This window comes from Streptomyces sp. NPDC001204, from assembly GCF_053598035.1.
This window is the reverse complement of the sequence record NZ_JBSFJL010000022.1, coordinates 77,347-97,943: the sequence shown is the minus strand read 5'-3', so window position 1 is coordinate 97,943 and position 20,597 is coordinate 77,347. Positions and strand designations below refer to the sequence as shown.

Genomic DNA, 20,597 nt, shown 5'->3' with positions numbered 1-20,597 from the left:
CGCGGTCTGGGTCCTGACACCTCGTCCAGAGGCTGCTCCGTGCTGACGGACGAACCGGCGAGGGACGGGCGCGCGTCCCGCGTCGGCCACGGCAGCACCTGGAACGAAAGGAAACTGATGAAGACCTCCCATGCCATCCTCGTCGCCTCCGCAGTGGGGGCCGCAGGGATCTGGTTCGCCGAACGCCGGCACCGACAGCGGCTCACGATGCACGCGGCGGAGATCCATCAGCGCTTGCTCTCCGACATCGCGACGCACCCGGAGCAGCAGGCTCTCTGGGCGCCCGGCGGCATGTCCGCCGAAGAGTACGCGCGGCTGGTCCACTCCAACCGCGTGATCAGCTTCCTGTCGGCGAAGTACCGCGTGGGGCTGCTCGACAAGGTCGCCCTGCGCGTGCAGGCCCGCGCGGTGATGCAGCGCCCCGGGTGCCGGGCGTACTGGGCCCGCTTCGGCGCCTTCCGCGAGGAGGAGGCGGCGGACCGCGTTGACCGGTCGTTCAACGCGGTGCTCGACGACGAGTACACCGCTGCTACCGATGACGCGGAGCTCATCGCCTCCTAGGACTGGAGCCTCCTCCTTCCGGCCGTGAGGACCTCCGTGCCCGTGCACGGGAAGGCCCGAGCCCCAGCCCGGAGGAGACGGCATTGTGCGCGCTCCAGCCGCGCTCCATGCCTGAGTTGCGGGCGGCCCATTCAACTGTTCGCCCTCCCCCACCACATCTATGTCCACGGACGAAGGTCGCCCGTGATGTAGGCCGTCCGCTGCCTCGCAGGCCCCAAAAAATGACCACTCTCAGGAGATTCCGCCGTGTCATCGGACAGAATCCGACCAGTCTCGCCCCAGACCCTCGCGACCCCACGCGCTCTGCTTCTCGACCTTGACGGTGTGCTGCTCGACACCCGTCCCGTCATGAAGGAGGCGTGGAAAGAGGTCCAGAAGGCTCACGGTCTCGATATCCCGTTCGCCGCGTACGAACGTCAGTTGGGACGTGAGTTCAGCGACATCATGCAACGGCTCGGGGTCATCGACATCGACGCAGCCCGCCAGACGTATGAGACCGCGTCCATGGCCGCAGCGCACCTGGCACACGAGTTCCCCGGAGTCGTGGAAGTGCTCCACGCTTTCGTGGCCGCCGACTGGCTGCTGGGGGTCGTGACGTCCAAGCACCTCGACCGCGCCGCTCCGCTCCTCGCACGGCTCGGATGCCCCTTTGCCACCATTCGTACCCCGGCCGGAGTGGGCCGGGCGAAGCCGGCACCGGACCCGATACTCCTGGCTCTGGTCGACCTCGGGGTCGATCCAGCAGCAGCCGTGTACGTCGGGGACATGGCGGTCGACCAGGAAGCGGCAGCACGTGCTGGTGTCTCGTACGTGCACGCCTGCTGGGGGTACGGGCAGCCCACCGCGCCCGCTCCAAAGGTCGCCGAGTCACCGCAGGCCCTGCTCCGACTTCTTCACCACGCGCGCTCGTCCGAGCCCTACGTCCGAGGGAGCTTGGTGTGAACACCTCCCCAAGCGACGATCTGAACCTGGCTCGCGTCGACGACGGGGGCCAGCCGATGTGGGCGCTCGTAGGCTCCAGCCGCTTCGATCGCGTGCAGACCACGCGGAGCAGAACGGTGGAGCTGGAGGCCCTGCCGGTCGACGATCAGGAACTCGTCACTCCCGTCGGAGACGTCATGTCCGCGCTGGAGAAGTACAGCACTCGCCCGCGCACGCCCGGGGGTGCCGACTGGCTCCATGTGCAGCACGTGCCTGCCCGCCGCTTTGTTTCGCAGGTCCTGCGCAAGCTGTTGGCCCTGAGCGCATGGGAGCCGTTCGCGGCGGCACCCGGCCCCGTCGGCGTGGCACCACATGAAGGGCTCGTAGGGATACGTTCGAGCAGTTCACGGGAGTATCGGGCCTACACGGTCACCTGGTCGGGTATCGCCTACCTGCTCGGAGCCGCCGCGCCGTACAACCCGTCGCGTACAGCCCAGTTGGGCGCCCTGCTGCCAGCCGACGTGGCGACCACGGAGTCGAGCCTGCTATCCCCGGAGTTGCCGCGGAGCGGCGTCGTGGCGCTGTCGTGGTCCTCCCGCCACGCCGCCACCCTGCTGCCGGTTCTCACGGAGCTGGCGCGCGAGGGGCACCCCAGCGTGCTCGTCGACCTCACGACCGATCCGGAGCAGCGGTGCCTGCCCGGAAGGAACGAGCGCATACGCCTGTGCCCGGCTCCAACTGGGCTTCTCCACCTCTCGGGCACGGTGGACGAGCTGCAACTGCCGGATGACGGGCACGTCGTCGAGATCGGGGACCACACCGTTCGGCTGGCTCGTCTTGTCCGGCTGTTGTCCGTGTTGCTGGAGACCAGCGCCGGGTGTACCCAGCCGTCCTGGCGCTCCGTGGTCCGGGCCGAGACGTGGCTCGACGGGGTCCTTGCCGCAGTCCGGCCGCACACCGTTCTGGTCAGCAACGACACAAGTCCTCTCGGAGCACTGGCCGTTCACGCGGCAGAGCGACACGGCATGAACACGGTGCACGTCCAGCACGGAGCGTGGACCAAGGAGTCGGCCGCGTGGCCCGCACTCCACAGCCGCGACATCGTCGTCATGGGCGAACGTGACGTCCCGCTCGCACGAGCCTGGGCGCGTCACCCGAAGGCCGAGATCCACGTCCTGGGCCAGCCCCGCTTCGATGCCCTGGCCGGCCTCGGCCATGAGGTCCAGCGGCGGTATTTGGAGAAACTGCTGGCTCGTGGCACGCGGCACGGTCCCGCGCACATCGCCGTCTGGGCGTGCCAGCCGTTCCGGCCCGATCGGCTCAACGAGCAGGCCGACCTCCTCCTGGACGGTCTGCGCACGGCCGGCGGCAACTGGGGGCTGGTCATCGCTCCACATCCCGCGCAGAGCAACGGCGTCTTCGCTCCCCTTCTCCAGGGCGCGGGGAGTCTGCCCGTGGTGGTGGCTGATCCGCGGGTCGGTGCACGCGGCTGCCTGGCCGGCGCCGATGCGGTGGTGAGCGCCTATTCGACGTGCGGCATCGAAGCGACGCTGCTGGGCGTGCCGGTCCTCGAAATCGGCTCGCCGGGCAAACGCACGCTCGACCTCGCCAGCCACGGCCTCGCGCAGCGGTGCAGCAGCGCACACGAGGTCGCCACAGCCCTCGCCACGCTGCACGACTGGCCCCGGCCTTCGGCGCAGGCGGCGGACGCGGTGTGCCGGTGGCGCGGCGACAGCGCCATCCAGGTCGCCCGCCTCATCTCCCATCGGGCCGAAAACCATGACGCGCCCTTTGACCACAACCACCACGATGCCCGCGGCACGGACTCCGTGCTGGCGCAGGGCGAAGGAGCTCCTACACGATGACGCACCTGACCGCCGGCAGCGTGGGCGAGCTGTTCTCCGGCGCCGTCACGCTGGCCAAGTCCGGCGAGAAAGTCAGCCCCCGTGGCATGGCCACCCGGGAAGTCCGAGACGTCCACATGCTGCTCACCCAGCCACGGGCCCGCCTGCTCTACGCACCCCCCGCCAGGATCCTGAACCCGGCCTTCGCCGTGGCTGAGACCGTCTGGCACCTGTCCGGCTCGGACGCTGCGTGGATCTTCGACTACAACGCGCGGCTGCGGCAGTACGCCGACGACGGCGTACTGCGCGGGGCGTACGGGCCGAGGATGCGGAACTGGGCCGGCAAGGTGGACCAGCTGGGCCGTGTCGTGGAGATCCTGAAGGAGGACCCCGACTCCCGGCGGGCCCTGATCCAGCTCTACGACCCGGCCCGGGACGCCGCCGGGCACAAGGACGTGCCCTGCACCCTCGGCTTCCGCTTCCACCTGCGCGCCGGCCGCCTGCACATGGCGACCACGATGCGCGGACAGGACGTGTGGATCGGCATGCCGTACGACGTGTTCTTCTACACCGTCCTGCACGAGCTGGTCGCTGGATGGCTCGACGCGGAGCTGGGCGAGTTCCACCTGCACGTGGGGTCGCTGCACATGTACGAGAACCACCTCGTCCAGGCCGACCAGCTGACCTCGCTCGCGGCGAGTCAGGTCATGCCCGACCTGACCACACCGTGGAGGGGCTTCGACGGCCTGCTCGACCAGGTCGCAGCCCGCGACGTGACCGGCCACCCCGGCTGGGACACGATGGCCAGGACACTGCGCAGCTATCGGCTGTGGAAGGACGGCCAGCGAGAGCAAGCGTGGCGCGTGGCGGACGGGATCGACGGGCCCCTCGGCCAGGCCCTCACTGCCTGGTACGGCGAGCTGCACCGACGCGCCGTCAGCTCTGCCACGCCCGCGACGGCCGGGGCGAGGTGACGACCGCCATGAAGCGCACCCCCTCGGTCGTCCTCGGCCTGTGCTCCTACACTCACGACTCGTCGGCAGCCCTGCTGGTGGAGGGTGAGCTGATCGGCTTCGTTGAGGAGGAACGCCTCTCCGGGCAGAAGCACACGAAGAACTACCCGACCCGCGCGGTCGAGTGGCTCCTCGGCCGGGCCAAGCTCACCGCCGCCGACGTGGATGCCGTCGCCTACAACTTCCGGCCCGCCCGCTACCTCGCGGAGTCGCCCGCTGCCCTGCGCCTGGCGCTCTCCACGGCGACCCGCGACCGGGCCCTGGCGAGAGCCTGCGGGTTTGCCAAGGTGGCCGTGCGCACCCAGCGGCGCACCCGCCTCATCGGCCGGCAGTTCCCTGCCGCCCGTGTCGCGCCGATCCTGCATCACCGTGCCCACCAGCTGACAGCCTTCGCTGCCTCGGGCTGGAGCGAGGCCGCCGTGCTCGTGGTCGACAGCCTCGGCGAGCGGCAGACCACCACCATCGCCCGCGGCCACGACCCACGCCGCCCCCGCACCCACACCCTGGAGGCGATCAACGATCCCGCCTCCCTGGGGTACGTGTACGGCGCTGTCACGGAGCACCTGGGCTGGCGCCGGGGCGACGAGGAGGGCACCGTGATGGCGCTGGCCGCCCTCGGCGACCCCGCCCGGTTCCGCCGCCTGTTCGCCCGGGCCGTTCGCACGACGGCGACGGGCTTCGTCATCGACCCCGTCTATTTCCCCCCGCGTGCGTTGACCTCGGGTTACCCGCGAACATCCCTTCGCTTCGTCGCCGAGACCTGCTCCGAACGGGACCCGAGCGAGCCGCTGACGGATGTCCACCGGGACTTGGCGGCTGCCCTTCAGGAACGCACCGAGTTGGTGATGGTGCGCTTGGCCCGCCGGGCTCGGATGCTCACCGGTTCTCGTCGCCTGTGCGTAGGGGGCGGTGTCGCCACGAACTGCGTGAGCATCGGCCGGATCATCGAGGCCGGCATCTTCGACGAGGTCTTCGTACCGCCCGCTCCCGGCGACGCCGGCACCGCGATCGGTGCCGCCCTCGCCGTGCACACCGACAGTCGCGGCCGACCCGTGGCCGGCGTCGCCCGCTCCTGCTACCTCGGCCCGTCCTACGAGGACCAGCCCCTCGACCTCACGCCCTGGCCCGGCCTTCGCCAGAAGAGCCTGGGCATCGAGACCGCAGAGTTCCTCGCGGACCAGCTGGCTCACGGCACGATCGTCGGTCTCTTCCAGGGCCCCGTCGAGGCCGGCCCGCGCGCGCTGGGCAACCGCTCGATCCTCGCCTCCCCCCTGGAGCCCGGCGTCGTCGAGCGGCTGAACTCCACCGTGAAGTATCGGGAGCCGTTCCGACCCTTCGCGCCCATGGTCCTGGCCGAGCGAGCCTCGGAGTTCTTCGCCCTCGGCCAGCAGGCGCCGTACATGTCCATGGCCTCCGGCGTGACGGACAAGGCGCGCGAGCACATCCCGGCCATCGTGCACACCAATGGCACCTCCCGGCTCCAGACCGTCACCAAGGCGCAGAACCCGTTCATGCACGCGGTGCTGACTGCCTTCGCTCGCCGCACCGGCGTGCCCGTGCTGATCAACACCTCCCTCAACGTCAAGGGCAAGCCGATCTGCGGGACGCCGGAGATGGCCCTGGACTGCCTGGCCAACTCCGGGCTCGACGCCCTGCTCCTCGAAGGGCGGTGGATCACCAAGTGAAGATCGGATACAGCTTCTGGGGCTTTCTCGGCAACGGGATCACCGACACCCCGGACGGGGGCCGCAGCCACCGCCGCCCCTTCATCGACGCACTCCTCGACCACGGGCACGACATCGTCTTCCTGCAGGCCGACCGCGACCGGCGCGAAGCCGGGGACGACCTCGGCGGCGCCTACATCTTCGACAGTGGCTGTCCTGAGATCGACGTCCTGTTCCTGGAATGGCGCTGGGCGATCACCGGCCGCAACACGACCGTGTGTGGGACCGAAGGGCACACCTGCGACCTGCACCGCCAAGCCCAGCTCCTCAACCAGTACACCGTACGGCGCCAGACGCCCACCGTGATCTGGGACAAGGACCGCACCCTGCGCGCCGAAAGTGTGTGGCGCCGCACGGCACGCATCACCGTGTGCGAGGCCGCTCTCGAACCGACACCGGGCGCCCACCGCCTGCTCTTCCCCGTCGCCGACCGCCTCCTCGCCAAGACGGACCCCCTCTCGCTCGCCGCACAGCCCCGGGATCTCGTGCTCAGCTACGTCGGCAACCAGTACGACCGCGACGAGCCCTTCGACCGCTTCTTCGCCCCGGTCGCCGCCCGCTTCGAGCACCTGGTCGCCGGCAAGTGGACGAAGACCGACCGCTGGCCGCACGTACGCTTCCTCGGCCGGATCCCGTTCGAGGCCGCCGCCGGCATCTACGGCCGGTCCCTGGCCACCGTTCTCATGCTGCCCGAGCGGTACGCCGTCGTCGGACAGATGACGCAGCGCATCTTCGAGGCGGTGCTCGCCGGGTGCGTGCCCCTGGCCCCGGCGGACATCCGCTACGTCGACCGGTTCGTGCCCAACGAGCTGATCGTGCGTTCCGGCCGGGACGTGGTCGAACGGCTCTCCCACCTCCGCGAAATCGCCGGCACCCAGCAGCACGCGGACCTGATCGCCGCCTGCGTGGACCGCTTGGACCTGTTCCGTCTGAGCAAGCAGGTCGACACCCTGGAGACCGTGCTGCACGGGCTCGTCCAGCCGGCCGCCGAACAGAGAGCCGCCTGATGCAGACGACTCCACAGGCTGTGACGCCTGGATCATCCGAACGTGTCCCGGCAGCCGGTCCCGCCGGACACCCGAACGTCCCTACGCTGGAGCACCATGAAGAAGGTCGCCATCGTCGGCTGCGGAGGCAGCGGCAAATCGCACCTGGCCCGCGAACTGGGCAGGATCCTCGACGCCCCGGTGACGCACCTGGACGCCGCGTTTTACGACGACGAGTGGAACACGCTGCCCATGGACAAGTTCGCCGACCTGCAGCGCGAGCTTGTCTCGCAGCCGCGGTGGGTGATCGACGGCAATTACAACTCGACGCTGCAGATCCGGCTCGAAGCCTGCGACACGGTGGTCCTGATGGACGTGTCGACCATGGCCGCGCTCTACGGGATCTTCTCCCGGCAGATCCGGCACGGGGCCGGGCACAAGGGCAACGGGGTGCACAACCGCATCCACTGGGGCGTGATCAAGTACGTCGCGACGTACCGCCGCAAGATGCGCCCCCGCGTGATGGCCAAGATCGAGGAGTTCGCCGCGGGCCGTGCCGACGTGGTACTGCTGGCCAACCGGCGGCAGATGCGCCGCTGGCTGCGGAAGGTCACCGCCGAGCAGTCCTGAGCGCCCCGCGCCCCCGGAAGGAGGGCGCGGCATGAACGACCTCAACCCGTTCCTGGATCCCGCCCGACAGCAGGAGCTATACGGGCACGCCTCGCGGCTGGCCGGGCGGACCAGTGCCCTGATGCGGGCGAAGACATCCGGCCGTCCCGTGCCCGAAACGATCGTCAGCCTGGTGCAGGCCCACCATGCGCAGCCGGATCGCCTGAACCTGGCACTCGACATCGGCTGCGGTCGCGGCACGAGCAGCCTGGTCATCAGCAGACAGCTCCGGCCGCGGCGCGTCGTCGGCCTGGATGCCTCCCTCTCCCTGCTCGCGCAGGCCCGCGAACGCACCCAGAAGCTGCCCCGCACCCCGGTGCACTTCATCGAGGGGGACTTCCACGAAATCCCCCTGCTCGCCAAGTCGTGCGACGTCGCTGTCGCCGCGTTCTGCCTGTATCACTCGCCGCGGCCACAGGAGGTCATCGCGCAGATCGCCCGGGTTCTCGCTCCCGGTGGTCTGGCCGTACTCGTCACGAAGGGACTCGACAGCTACCGCGAGATGGACCAGCTGGTCGCTTCCTCCGGCCTCGATGCGCGGGCCGACAGGCACGAGAGCCTCTACGCCGCCGCGCACAGCGGCAACCTCACCGACCTGGCCACCTCCTCACTCGACGTGGTCGCCGTACAGGACGAGGAACACGCCTTCACCTTCGGCGGCCACGACCACCTGGCGCAGTACCTGGCCACCAACCCGAAATATGACCTGCCGCCCGGCCTGTACGGCAATCCCGGAGCACTGGCCGCGCCCCTGCACGAGTTCCTCCCGGACCAGCCGCTCACCACGCGGTCCCTCATCACCTTCGTCGTCGCCCGGCCGAAGGGAGGTCCGGCATGACCCGCCTTCCGTTCACCAAGCACTACGCGACGCCGGAACGCACCGCTGCGGCCGTCCGCCACTACAGGTGGATCGCCCAACACGCGAAGCCGCTACGGCAGCCGGGCCTCAGCGTCATAGGTCCCCTCAGCCTGACGTTCGAGCGGGTCGAGGGCCGCCCGGCCGGTCCGGAGGACCTGCCCCGCGTGGCCGCACTGCTGGGCGACGCACACGGAGCTGCCTGGACCAGCGACCTGGCCCTCGCCGTGTTGCGCACCCCTCACCGTTTCCAGGACGGCACGGTGTTCGAGGACTACCTCCGTCCCCGCCAAGTGGCTCTTCGACGACGGCTGGAGCAAGGGCACCTGCCCGGCAAGGCCGGCCTGCGGGCGATGTTGGAGTTGCTGGAAAAGAGCGCCGAGGGGCCCTCCTCCTTCTACAAGGACAGCAACCCGAGGAACTTCATCGTCACCGAGGCCGACGACATCGTCACGGTCGACATTGACGATCTCACGCTCGCGCCGATGGGGTACGACCTCGCGAAACTGATCGCGGCTCTCCTGCTGACGCACGGGGCCCTGCCCCGCGATGCGATCGACACCGCCCTGGCGGCCTACAACGAGGCCGCCCAGAGCCACGACACCCGGCTCGGCACCACGGACCGCGAACGCCTCGACGACTTCCTGGCCCTGCACGCCGTCCTCACCGCCCCCTACATCGGCCGGAACGGCTACCGCTACAGCTGGCCCGCCCACCTCCGTTCCCGAGGAACCTCGTGATCACAACTGAACTCGTCTTCGTGCGGCACGGCCAGGCCCAGTGCAATGCCGACGGCCTCGTCGGAGGCCCCCGCACCTGCACCGGGCTGACCGACCTCGGGTACGCCCAGGTCGAGCAGGCGGCACGCCGCCTGGCTGCCGAGCACCAAAAGCAGCCCTTCGACGTCGTCTACACCGGCCCGCGTATCCGCCTGATCCAGACCGGCGAGATCATCAGTCAGACCCTCCACATACCCATGTACACCGATGACCGTCTCGACGGCCCCGTCCACGGCAATGCCGACGGAAAGCCCTGGTCCACGGTGAAGACCGCCGCCGACGGCGGCCCGCACGCACACCCAAACACCCCGTGGGCCGCCGGCTCCGAAACATGGAACGGCTACCTCGAACGCGCCGGCCGCCTCCTGCGCGAACTCATCGACCAGCACAAGGGGCAACGCGTCGTGTTCGCCTCCCACGGCGAGACCGTGATCACCGCCCACACCCTGCTCCTGGGCATCCCCATCGGCTCCCCCTCAGGCTTCACGGTCAACCATGCCTCCATCACCCGCTGGCAGCACCAACGCAACCGGCTGAACCAGACCCGCTGGATGCTGGACCGACACAACGACACCGAGCACCTTGCCCTCCTCGCACCGGAGGCGTCCACGTGATCACAATGTCGGACGACCCCCGGATCCAACTGGCGCACGACGCCCTCGGAGCAGTCCAGACCGTGGGGGACCCGCGGCTCCCACCCCGGGTCATACGCGTGGCTGACGTGGACGGGCGCCAGTTCTTCGCCAAGCAGCACGACGAACGCGACCGGTACGCGCGCGAACTCCGCGCCTACCGATCGTGGGGCGCCCACCTGGACGGCCATGCTCCCCGGCTGGTCGGCCGACACGATGCCACCTGCACCCTCCTGCTGACCGCGCTTCCGGGCGAGCGGGTGGACACCGTGGCGCCGGGCTCGCCCGAGGAGGAGCTGGCGCATCACGAGGCCGGCCGTGTCCTCGGCAAGCTCCACCGTGCCACCTCGATGCCCCGAGGCGGCGCGATCGGCGCTGTCCTGGCCGAGCGCCTCCAGGGCTGGATCGAGCGTGCCGTTCACGCCGGTCTGATCACCGCGACCGAGCGGAATCGCCTGAGCCATCACGCGGACATCCTGGACACCAGCCGCATGGACAGCGCGGTCTGCCACCTCGACTACCAGCCGCGTAACTGGCTGATCGGCGACACCTTCGGCATCTGCGACTTCGAGCACATGCGACGCGACGCCCGCATCCGCGACTTCGCCCGGCTCGAGTTCCGACGTTGGCAAGCCGCACCCCATCTCAGAACCGCCTTCCTCGCCGGATACGGACGCCCCCTGAACGGCACCGAACAGCGTCTCCTGGAGTCCTTCGGCGCCATCGAGGCGACCACCGCCCTGGTCAAGGGCCACACAGAGAACGACCTCGCCCTGAGCACGCACGGCCGAACCGTCCTGTCCCGGCTCACCTGACCTCCGCCCACACTCCCTCTGGAGATCCCGTGCCACAGCACGCATCGCACCCGACCACCGCTGCCCCACGAAGGGCAGTGGTGACCGGATCCGCCGGCTTCATCGGCTCCCACCTCGCCCATGCCCTCGTGCAAGGCGGCACCACCGTCGTCGGCGTCGACCGCCGCGACCCGGCCACCGACCCCACGGCCGCCGCCAACCTCGCCACCCTGCTCGGTCTGCCGGGGTACGTGCACGTCACCGCTGACCTTCTCAGCTGCGCGATCGACCCCCTCCTGATCGACGCAGACGCGATCTTCCACCTCGCCGGCATCCCCGGCGTACGCCCCTCGTGGGGACCGCAGTTCGGCGACTACCTCGCCTCCAACGTCCTGGCCACTCACCGGGTCCTGGAAGCCTGCACCCGCATCGACGTCCCGCGGGTGATCGTCGCCTCGTCCTCCAGCGTCTACGGGCCCACCGACGGCGGAGCGAGCATTGAGACCGACCGCCCTCAGCCGGCCTCCCCGTACGCGGTCACCAAGCTGGCCGAGGAACAGCTCTGCCTCGCCTACGCCGCGCGCCCCAGCAGTCCCAGCGTCGTCGCCCTGCGGTACTTCACCGTCTACGGCCCCCGACAGCGCTCCGACATGTTCACCCACCGTGCCCTGCAGGCAGCCCTGACCGGCCAGCCACTGCGTCTGTACGGAGACGGCCACCAGCGCCGGGACTTCACGTTCATCGACGACGCGGTCACCGCCACCATCGCCGCAGCAACCGTGCCGACGGCACACGGTCCGATCAACGTGGGAGGCGGAGCGACCGCCTCCCTGCTGGAAGTGATCAACATCGCCAACAGCCTCGTCGGCCGCGACATCCAGCTCCACCATGACCACGCGCGCAGCGGTGACGTCCTTACCACCCGGGCCGACCCCGGCCGCGCCCGCGAGGTCCTCGGCTGGCAGCCCCGGGTCGACCTCCACAACGGGCTGCGCGCCCACATGCAGGCTCTGGCCGCCCAGGTCCCGACGTACGGCCGAGCCGCATGACCCAGCCGGCCCAAGCCCGAAAGGAGTAGCCATGGAGAGTCCCGAACGAGCGCGGCTGGACGCGTTCTTCCGACAGATCACGACGCAGTTCCCCGCCGGCGACGCGATCACCACGCTGGTCATCACGCACCTGCTCGCCGAGCGGCCTGCGTTCCTGCGCGCCATGGCCACGACGTCCACGATCGGCGCTGTGCTGCCGAAGCCCAAGTCGATCCATCAGCCCACCCTCGACGAGGTCCGCCGCACCTTCACGGTCCATGACCTGACCCGGGAGTTGTTCGCCGACACCACCCGGGCACTGGACTACCTGGAGGACACAGCCGGTGGCCGGGACGTCGTCCTGGTGGACATCGGCGGCTACTTCGCAGCGAGCCTCGACACCCTCCTGGGGAAATTCTCCGGCCGCATCCTCGGCGTCGTCGAGGACACCGAGAACGGACACCAGCGGTACGCGGCGCTCGACACCCTGCCGTGCCCGGTCATCTCCGTGGCCCGCTCCCCGCTCAAGGACTGCGAGGACCACCTCGTGGGCCGGTCGATCGTGTTCTCCACCGAGGCCCTCGTGCGCGCCCGGGGAGACATCCTGACCAGCCGCAACGCCTGCGTCATCGGCTTCGGCAAGGTCGGCCGCGCCATCGCCCAGACCCTGCGCGCCCAAGACCTGCGCGTCACCGTGTATGACAGCGATCCGGTCAAGAGGGTGCTGGCGCACTCCCAGGGCTTCTGCACGAGCGCCACCACCACGGAGGCGGTGCGTGACGCGGAACTTGTCCTGTGCGCCACCGGCAATCTCGCCCTGCGGCACTGCGACTTCGCCGCCCTGCGCAACGGCGCGTACCTCGGATCGGTGACCTCTTCCGAGGACGAACTCGAACTCGGGAGCCTTCACGACCTCTACCAGCGCACTCCCGTCAGCGCGCAACTGACGCGATACGAGATCACCGGCCACTACTTCTACGTGCTCGCCGACGGGGGCGCCGTCAACTTCGTGCACGGCGCCGCCGTCGGCACGTACATCCACCTCGTCCAGGCCGAGATACTCGCCGCCACGGCAGCACTCAGCCACACCCGCTTCCAGCCCGGACTGCACGACATGCCGGCGGCCGACCGCGACACCATCGCCAGAACCTGGCTCGACCACTTCGAAAGGTGACCCCCGTGCCACCCTCCACCGACCACATCCGCTCCGTCACCGAGGCGTACCTCTCCCGTCATCCACACGAACGCGGCGCCCTCGCGCCGCTGTTCGCCGCGCTCACCGGCACGGACGATCCCACGAGCCGCAAGACGTTCCCCGCCCATGTGACCTGCAGTGCCATCGTCATCGACAGCGACTGGCGTGTCCTGCACATCCAGCACAAGGCTTCGGGCAGACTCCTCGCGCCCGGCGGTCACAACGAAGCGGGCGACCGGGACCTGCTCGGAGCAGCGCTGCGTGAACTGCACGAGGAGACCGGCATCCCACCGCGCGCCGTGGTTCCCCTTCCGAGCTTCGAGGACGTTCCTCTCGACATCAACGTGCACGCCATCGACTCGAACCCCTCCAAGGACGAGCCGGCGCACTACCACGTGGACTTCCGCTGGCTCCTCCGGCTCCGCACTGAGCATGCGGTGACGCTCCAGGAAGAGGAGGTCGACGACTACGAATGGCGGCCCTTCGCACAGGGCGCTTCGCCCACCGTCCGCTCCAAGCTCGCACTCCTGACCTGACCGCACGCACCTACCCGACCTCCCGGAGAATGCCGTGGCCGCCACCACAGCCGCAACGTCCAATACCGCACCACGCCGGCACATAGCCGTCATCCCCTGCCGCTGGGGTGCTTCGCGCTTCCCCGGAAAACCCCTGGCCCAACTCGGGGACAAACCGCTGCTCTGGCACGTCCACCAGCGCTGCCTGGAGGCCAGGCGCCTCGACGGGGCCGTCGTGGCGACAGACGACGAACGCATCGAAGCAGCGTGCCACCAACTGGGCATCGAGTGCATACGAACCGGAGACCACCTCACCGGCACCGACCGCGTCGCAGAGGTCGCCGAGCGCCTGCCCGCCGAGGCGTACATCAACGTCCAGGGCGACGAGCCGTTCATCTCACCCGTGGCCATCGACTCCGTCTCCGAGGCCCTGGAACACCTGCCCGCAGGCACACTCGCAGTGAACGCATACACCGAACTGGCAGACGTCACAGCCGTCCTGGACCACAACGTGGTCAAGGTCGTCATCGCGACCGAGGGCAACGCCCTGATGTTCTCGCGACAGCCCATCCCCTACCCGAGAGGAGACCGCCCGAAGTACCTGCGCCAGCTGGGCCTCTACGGATTCACCGGCCCGGCTCTCAAACGCTTCCGGCAGCTCCAACAGGGGCCCCTGGAGCGCACGGAGTGCGTGGAGATGCTGCGCTTCGTTGAACACGGCTATGCCGTATGGATGCTCCCTGTTGTGGACAGCGGAGTAGCAGTCGACACACCCGAGGACCTCGCCCGGGCCAGCATCCTTCTGGCCCAGCACACAGGAACATGACCGCGCGACACGCCCACGACACCAAGCGGAGACCACCTTGATTCCCGTCGCTGACCCCGTCGGCCTGCGTGAAGCGCTGGTGAACCGCCTCATCGAGAGCGGCCACCTGCGCACCCCGGCCACAGTGGCCCACTCGCTACGCCTCTGTCTCGAGCAGCGGCACGGTACCCGCTCGAAAGAGACCCTCGCCTTCCGCCACAGCTTCTTGCAGTTGCTCGACGAGTCGGCGCAGGCTCGCGTCGAGGTCGACCTGGTCTCTCGTCTCCACGACGATCGCTTCACGCACGTCGTCGACGAACGGCTGCCAGGTGTCGCGAACGCGCTGCGTGCACTCAGTGACGACCTGTTGTCGCTTCTCGGCCGCCGCCTTGTCCTGGTTCAGGCGCGCGCGATCCGCTCTCTGCTCGTCGACGACTTTCGCCATGTAGACGGCAAGGGGAAGCGCGGCTTCGGCGATGCCGATGTGCCGTCCCAAGCCCCCAGCCGCCTTCGCCGAACCGGCCTTCCCGCCGGCGATCGGCCCGGGTGCGTTGTTCGCGGCCTTCAACATACCGATCAACATGGTCCCGACCGTCTCGACATGTTCTGCGGCACCGCCGGGCCCTGCCGGGGTCGTGGAGGCATCCTCCCCGGACCCGAGTGTCGCGACCAGCGAAGCAAAGCCGGCCCAGGAGGGTCGGGCGCGCTCTCGCTCCTTGGCCTTGCGGATCGACTGCTGCAACCGTTGGAGGCGGACCTCGTGCTTGGTGAACCACTCGTCGAGCGTGCGCTGAATCTCGGCCTGAAGTTCACCGGGGCCGGAACTGGGCTCCCACGACCGCCGCATCACCTCCTCGATGAGACCGTCGAGGCTGGCTTGGGCGGCCCGATCGAGAGTGTCGAGTTCGCTCTCCCATACGTCGCGGCGAGCGACGCCACTGGCAGCTACTTCGGCACGCGCCGTGTAATCCGACAGTTGCCTCCGCAGTTCGGTCACGGTTTCGTCCAGGACCGCTGTCCAGTACCGTTGCCCGGCCGCGTGCCGCCATCTGGGCAGCGCCGAAAGGGACACCGCCTCGAAAGCATCCGCGAGATCTCTCATGCCGTCCCAGTCACGGAAGTCATCCCAGGTCTCTCGACTGAGATCTGTGTCCGGCCCTGCCGTCTGGAACGGGTCCTGCGAGACAACGAATACCGGTATTCTGTCGTCCAATTCAAACAGTTCCCGCAACTCGTGAACCTTGCGATCACTCAGTTCCCGGTACTCCGCGAGATCGTACTCTGGGTCCACACCCGCCTCGTCGAACCGCGAGATGACGAACCACATCGACCCTACCGGCCATCCCTGCGTGAACAGCTTCTGAAGCATGTCGCGTTCGGCGGTCGCCAACTGCGGAGGCAGTACCGCGATGCCGACGTCCGTGAGTCCGACCGCCGCCATCGCTCGGCGCGAATTGTTCTGTGCACGAATGTCGGACGCACCGACCGCGAATCCGGGAGTATCGCGGATGATGCACCCACCGACCTCGGCATCGTTGACCTCGAAGGTTTCGTGGCGTGCGCTGATCGTGAGCCAGCCGGGAACATCGCCGCCCGAATCGACGAGCAAACGGCGGAGCAGGGAACTCTTGCCGGTGTCGTAGGACCCGAAGAGGGTTACGACCGGTCTGTCCAGCTTCTCGAACGCGTCCCAGTCGTCGACGTACTGCCCGACCAGCGATCCGCCTGGAAGTCGCCCCAGCCAGTCCCGTACTGCATCGATGTCGACCACTGTTACTCGTTCCTCTCTGGGGTGCCGATCAATTCGTCCGCAGCCGCGATCAAGGCCCCGACCACCTCGGCCTGCGCTTTCACCGAGTCCATCCGTTCCCTGGTCGACGATTCGAAATCGAGGTGCTCGTCGAGCAATGTTTCGAGTTCCTTGGTCCGCTGTTCGAGGTATCCGACGGGACCTTCCCCCTGCTCACCGTGCATGATCTTTTCGACGATCCCCGCAGCCGCTTCGTCAATCACCTGCAACGCCGACTCCTGCTGGTCCTTGTGTTTCCCAGCCTTTTGGATGTCATTGGCCATCGCCGCGGCATCCACGGCGGCAGCGACGACCCCGAGGACGAACCCGACCTTGGCAACCTTGGCGCCGCCCTTCACCGCACCCCACGGCTTGAACTTGTGGCCAAACCGCTTGCCGATCGCGTAGACCGCGTCCCGAGTTCCAAGGGCTTTCGCAAGCGGCGCTGCGGCTCCTGCGACGTTGCCGGCACCCTCGGTCAGATCCTCGTACCAGGCGTTTCCCTGAGCCTTGAATTCTGCCGCCAACTCGGGCGTCACCTGGAACTCGGCAGCGCGCATCTCGCGTCCGATTGCTGATATGTGGTCGCTGTACCACTCGTCCAGTTGGCGTGCCGCGTCGGCAAGGTACCGTTCGAGATCAGCTTCGAACTGCGGAGCCTTCCACCAGGAGTCGACGAGGTTCTCCAGCTTCTGACGGTCCTTCCGACCGAGTTTCGCGACTGCGGATTTCGCCGCTACCAAGTGGCGGTCCACCATACGGCGGGCGTCCTCTCGCAGTGAACCTTCGAGGACCACGGCGTCGTTCACTGCAGCCCGGAGGGTAGCGATCACCGGTTCCGAGCGACGCAGCTCTTTCGTGCCGTCGACCTGCACCTGGTGAAGCGTGTGCTGGTGACGCTTGAGGCCGGTGACCGCCGCATCGAAGGCGGCCGAAGACGCTGCAGCGGACAGCTGCTCGTCGGAGAGTCCTGATATGGCGCTCGTCAATGCGGTCACGCCGTCCCACAGCCGATTCTCGTCGAAATCACCGGGTTCTGCCGTTGCATCCCCTCCCACCAGGCCGAACGGATCGCCGGACAAGCAGTGGATCCTGTCGATCTCGACTTCGATGGAACGAACGGCGAAGGCTGCACGTAGTTCCTCGCGTTTGCGGTTCTGCAGGTTGAGGAATGCCTCGGGTGCAGTCAGCGGATCCACGCCCAGTTCGTCGCACCGATTGACGAGGAACACCATCCGCCCGCCTTTTGCGGCAATCATCTCCGAGCCGCGCGAGAGCTCTTCCAGTATCGAGGTGTTGCCCACCAGCAGATTGATGTGGACGACGACGAACACGAGAGCAGCCTCGGCGATCGCCTCGAATGCGGCGGTGTCGTGCTCGTCGTGTCCACTCTGCAAGCCCGGTGTGTCCACGAGATCGAACCGGGTGAACTGGTAGCGGATCGCGGCTGCGGTCGCGGGCACCGCCCGGATGTCGAACGCAGCGTGCGGTTGCCGGCCGCTGTCCACCATGATCCGACGGATCAACGACGACTTTCCCGAGTTGTAGTCACCGAGAACGGCAAGAGCTGGTCTTGCCCCAGCGACGCGCCAGAAGGTTCGTGCGATATCGAACAGCGCCGGGTCGCGTCGGGCCGCGTCCTCGAGGTCGCCTCGCCACGAGTGGATGTTTGCCGTCGACGGTGCGCTCCACGCCGCAGCTATTGCGCGCGTCAGCCGGCTGCGGTCCTCCTCCCGGCGACTCGAGTACGCCTCGTGGACGGCATGGTCGATCTGCGCCGACTGGTGGTCGACGCCAGACTCGAGCCAGTCCTCACCCAGCAATGCCCGGGTCACTTCGGTCGGGGATTCCCCCATCCGACGCTGCGCCCGCAGCAGGACGTCGGTCACAGCGGGTGCGGTCTTGATCGAACCGGCGTAGGTCTGCAGGCTGTCGATCAACCGCACGATCCGGCTGCGCGCCATGCGAAGCTCGATCGCAGCGCGGAGCGAATCACCGACCGCAGGAGCCAACAACGTCCACGCCGCTTCCCGGCTCTCGCGGACGAGGGCATCCTCGTAATCGACGAACGTCTGATCCACAGCGCGATGGCAGTCTGCAATTGCCTGGGCCTTCGCTTCTCGTGCTCGTTCCGACTCCTGCTGGCTCATCTTCTTGCCGAAATGCTGCTGGAGCTGTCCTGCGATCCCGACGCCCGCGGCAGCCACGCCCAGTACCCAACCCGCGGGGTTCCAGAAGAGGGCCAGCGCAGGTCCCGCAAGGGCGACCGCGATGCCCGCCCCCCTGGCGACATCACCCTTCACACCGCCGCCCTCGTCGCCGAGGATCATCGCGGCGTGCGATATCGCCGTCCCGTTGTCGAGGGACTTATGGTCCACCGCGGCTTCAAGCTCACGCTGCAGGAACGCCCGGCGATCCGCCCAAACGGCTTCCGCCGCAGCGGAAATGGCACCTTGATCGAACACAACCTTCGTGAACTCCGACTCGTCGATCGCTGTGTGCTCGTCGAATGCCCTCCGGATCAGATCATCCGCGTTGGCCTTCGCCTGTCGGCGGCATCCCGCAAGGTGCGAGGCAGCGAGGTGCCGGACGAAGCGGTCCAATGCCCCTTTGGCCGGCAACGTGTACGGGCGGCCCCGTGCCTGCTCGGACACTTGGAGCAGATCCGCGCTGAGAGCCACATCGTGCAGCCACATGGCACGTTCGGCGTCTTCCGGATAGCCCAACACGGCGAACAGTGACTCGACCTCGCGTTCGAGGGATTCCGCTTCCTGCTGGATCTCGACCGCCAAGTGCTCGAGTTCGCCGATCCCTCGGCGGCACCGTGATCGGATGTCCTCGCGCAGCGCGGTCAATCGGAGCTCGGCGCCGCCTTCCGCGATTGAGGTGGCTATCAGGCGCTCTAGTGTCCCGAAGTTCGACCAGCGATCGAGGTAGTCCTTCCCGAACTCCTCCCGTTCGTGGTGGAAGTTCTCCGGGGCTGGGCCGTGGAAGGGGGTCGTGGCGCGCGCGAACAAGGCCCGTCGGCTGTGGATCGCGACGACCGGCGTGTTGGGCAACCCAATCTGTACGAGCTGGGTCCGAATGTTGTCGGTGTGCTGGCGAACCGATTCGGACAGATTCCTGCGGCGAGCCTCGGGAACTTTCGCGGGGTGGCGCCAGCGCGAGTTGCGGACGTTGAGGACAGCCACCACCGGCTTTCCGTGGTCGCGGATCCAGGCCGCGATCTTCTCGAACTCCATCTCCTGCTGAGACTGGCTGTCGAAGCACAGAAGCACGATGTCGGCGATCTCGACGGCCTCGCGGGCCTTGGCCTCGAGATCCTCGCGGCTCTCGGTCCGTCCCCAGCCGTTAATCCCGGGTGTGTCGAACAGCCGGCAATCCCGCCACTCGATTGGACGCACCTCGGTGGTCCAATCACTGACACCCGGTGAGACATACTCCCCGTCGAGCTGGCCGAACGCCGACAGCAGGGTGCTCTTTCCGACGCCGGTGCGTCCGAAGAACGCGATGTTGAACGACCCGAGCGACTCGCGCTCACGGTCGAGGTGACGTCGCAGTTCCCCCGGAAACCCACGAGCGAAGTCGTCCAGTCGGATGATCAGGCCAGACGAGGACGACGCGACGCGCTGCCCTTGCGCAAATGCGCCGACCAGGTCGTCCGTGATGTCAGCCAGGCGCGTCAGTTCCGCGTGTCCCTGCTCGACGGCCGATCGAACGGCCTCCTCGAGCGACACCACCTCTGTCGTCAACTCGTCATCACTTTCCGCCGGCAGACCGGTCATGGCGCGACGGTGATGCTCGTCGAGCTGTCCAGGGCCTGGCGGGCGACCTTCACGGACTTGCTGGTGAAGTCGGGCATGGTCGATCCGGCGGCCTGTGGCGCGGCGCCTTCGTCCGTGGCGGGGCAGGTTTCCTCGAGCTTGACCGTGGCGAAGTCGACCTTGGTATCGGTCGGGTGTTCGCCCTGCATCGAGGTCTGCGAGCAGACCTTCCAGTTGCGGTCGAAGGCCTGCATGCCGCCGCGCCCGAGGGCGTCGTGCGAGGTCAGGCTGTAGAAGCCGGCGGCTTGAGCCTGGTCCTGCGCGGACTGCAGGCCCTTGCCGATCATGTCCGGCAGGGTGGCCGTCTTCTTGTCGTCCGTGGCAGGCGCGTTGCCGGCGGCCGGCGGCTGGTCGTTGGCGCTCTGCACACTACTGGGCTTGCTGCTAAAAGTGTCAGTGCCCTCGCAGGCGGTGAGCATGGGCGCGGCGGCCGCGGCGATGGTGCGGGTGTACATGATCCCCCCTGAGCGGTTTTGCTGCTGAGGGACATCATGCGACATGTGTGGCCTGAGTGAAGGCACTGTGAGGCGTTGTCACGTTGACGGCGGGGTGGCCGGTCGATAGTGCTTCGGAGCGTGCTGGGGCACGCTGCCAGGTCCTCACGGCGAGCTACGGGCCCAGCGCCCAGGTCGTGTGCCCGCATTGCCAGGCGATCGCGCGTC

The 20,597-nt window shown here is 68.1% G+C and carries 18 protein-coding genes; 15 read left to right on the top strand and 3 right to left on the bottom strand.

Annotation, left to right across the window (positions count from 1 at the left end):
- Positions 1-117 precede the first annotated feature (117 nt).
- The 15 genes from ACWC91_RS27225 to ACWC91_RS27155 all read left to right on the top strand — a co-directional run bounded on the left by ACWC91_RS27225 (position 118) and on the right by ACWC91_RS27155 (position 14,343).
- Positions 118-561 carry a DUF6082 family protein gene (locus ACWC91_RS27225; RefSeq protein ID WP_390876871.1) on the top strand — a complete coding sequence of 148 codons (444 nt, stop codon included), beginning with the start codon at positions 118-120 and terminating at the stop codon, positions 559-561.
- Positions 562-807: 246 nt separating this feature from the next.
- Positions 808-1,503, top strand: a complete 696-nt coding sequence (locus tag ACWC91_RS27220) for an HAD family hydrolase (RefSeq protein ID WP_390876870.1) — start codon at positions 808-810, stop codon at positions 1,501-1,503.
- Positions 1,500-3,347: a hypothetical protein gene (locus tag ACWC91_RS27215; RefSeq protein WP_390876869.1), complete on the top strand. Its 1,848-nt coding sequence runs from the start codon at positions 1,500-1,502 to the stop codon at positions 3,345-3,347. The genes ACWC91_RS27220 and ACWC91_RS27215 overlap by 4 nt, the downstream gene beginning before the upstream one ends.
- On the top strand, positions 3,344-4,300 hold the full coding sequence (locus tag ACWC91_RS27210; RefSeq protein WP_390876868.1) for a thymidylate synthase: 957 nt from the start codon (positions 3,344-3,346) through the stop codon (positions 4,298-4,300). Before ACWC91_RS27215 ends, ACWC91_RS27210 begins: the two co-directional genes overlap by 4 nt.
- A gap of 8 nt (positions 4,301-4,308) precedes the next feature.
- Complete coding sequence (locus ACWC91_RS27205; protein ID WP_390876867.1) at positions 4,309-6,024, top strand: carbamoyltransferase family protein; 1,716 nt, start codon at positions 4,309-4,311, stop codon at positions 6,022-6,024.
- Complete coding sequence (locus tag ACWC91_RS27200) at positions 6,021-7,070, top strand: glycosyltransferase family protein (protein WP_390876866.1); 1,050 nt, start codon at positions 6,021-6,023, stop codon at positions 7,068-7,070. Before ACWC91_RS27205 ends, ACWC91_RS27200 begins: the two co-directional genes overlap by 4 nt.
- A gap of 96 nt (positions 7,071-7,166) precedes the next feature.
- On the top strand, positions 7,167-7,679 hold the full coding sequence (locus ACWC91_RS27195; RefSeq protein WP_390876865.1) for a P-loop NTPase family protein: 513 nt from the start codon (positions 7,167-7,169) through the stop codon (positions 7,677-7,679).
- 31 nt (positions 7,680-7,710) lie between these two features.
- Positions 7,711-8,556: a class I SAM-dependent methyltransferase gene (locus ACWC91_RS27190; protein ID WP_390876864.1), complete on the top strand. Its 846-nt coding sequence runs from the start codon at positions 7,711-7,713 to the stop codon at positions 8,554-8,556.
- Positions 8,553-9,314, top strand: a complete 762-nt coding sequence (locus tag ACWC91_RS27185; RefSeq protein ID WP_390876863.1) for a phosphotransferase — start codon at positions 8,553-8,555, stop codon at positions 9,312-9,314. Before ACWC91_RS27190 ends, ACWC91_RS27185 begins: the two co-directional genes overlap by 4 nt.
- Positions 9,311-9,967: a histidine phosphatase family protein gene (locus ACWC91_RS27180; RefSeq protein ID WP_390876862.1), complete on the top strand. Its 657-nt coding sequence runs from the start codon at positions 9,311-9,313 to the stop codon at positions 9,965-9,967. Before ACWC91_RS27185 ends, ACWC91_RS27180 begins: the two co-directional genes overlap by 4 nt.
- Before the next feature lie 98 nt (positions 9,968-10,065).
- Positions 10,066-10,800: a phosphotransferase gene (locus tag ACWC91_RS27175; RefSeq protein ID WP_450640065.1), complete on the top strand. Its 735-nt coding sequence runs from the start codon at positions 10,066-10,068 to the stop codon at positions 10,798-10,800.
- A 77-nt stretch (positions 10,801-10,877) separates the two neighbouring features.
- Entirely contained in the window at positions 10,878-11,828 is a 951-nt protein-coding gene (locus ACWC91_RS27170) for an NAD-dependent epimerase/dehydratase family protein (protein WP_390876903.1), read from the top strand.
- 31 nt (positions 11,829-11,859) lie between these two features.
- Positions 11,860-12,981 (top strand): adenosylhomocysteinase, encoded by a 1,122-nt coding sequence (locus ACWC91_RS27165; protein WP_390876861.1) that lies wholly within the window; start codon positions 11,860-11,862, stop codon positions 12,979-12,981.
- A 5-nt stretch (positions 12,982-12,986) separates the two neighbouring features.
- A complete protein-coding gene (locus ACWC91_RS27160) occupies positions 12,987-13,538 on the top strand; it encodes an NUDIX hydrolase (RefSeq protein ID WP_390876860.1) in 552 nt (183 codons plus the stop codon).
- Positions 13,539-13,572: 34 nt separating this feature from the next.
- On the top strand, positions 13,573-14,343 hold the full coding sequence (locus ACWC91_RS27155) for a 3-deoxy-manno-octulosonate cytidylyltransferase (RefSeq protein ID WP_390876859.1): 771 nt from the start codon (positions 13,573-13,575) through the stop codon (positions 14,341-14,343).
- 136 nt (positions 14,344-14,479) lie between these two features.
- Here ACWC91_RS27155 and ACWC91_RS27150 read toward each other — a convergent pair whose 3' ends face one another.
- The 3 genes from ACWC91_RS27150 to ACWC91_RS27140 are packed head-to-tail and all read right to left on the bottom strand — an operon-like array spanning position 14,480 to position 20,390.
- Positions 14,480-16,093 (bottom strand): GTPase domain-containing protein, encoded by a 1,614-nt coding sequence (locus tag ACWC91_RS27150; protein WP_390876858.1) that lies wholly within the window; start codon positions 16,091-16,093, stop codon positions 14,480-14,482.
- Positions 16,094-16,095: 2 nt separating this feature from the next.
- On the bottom strand, positions 16,096-19,896 hold the full coding sequence (locus tag ACWC91_RS27145) for a GTPase (protein WP_390876857.1): 3,801 nt from the start codon (positions 19,894-19,896) through the stop codon (positions 16,096-16,098).
- Entirely contained in the window at positions 19,893-20,390 is a 498-nt protein-coding gene (locus tag ACWC91_RS27140) for a hypothetical protein (protein ID WP_390876856.1), read from the bottom strand. Before ACWC91_RS27140 ends, ACWC91_RS27145 begins: the two co-directional genes overlap by 4 nt.
- Positions 20,391-20,597: the final 207 nt, after the last annotated feature.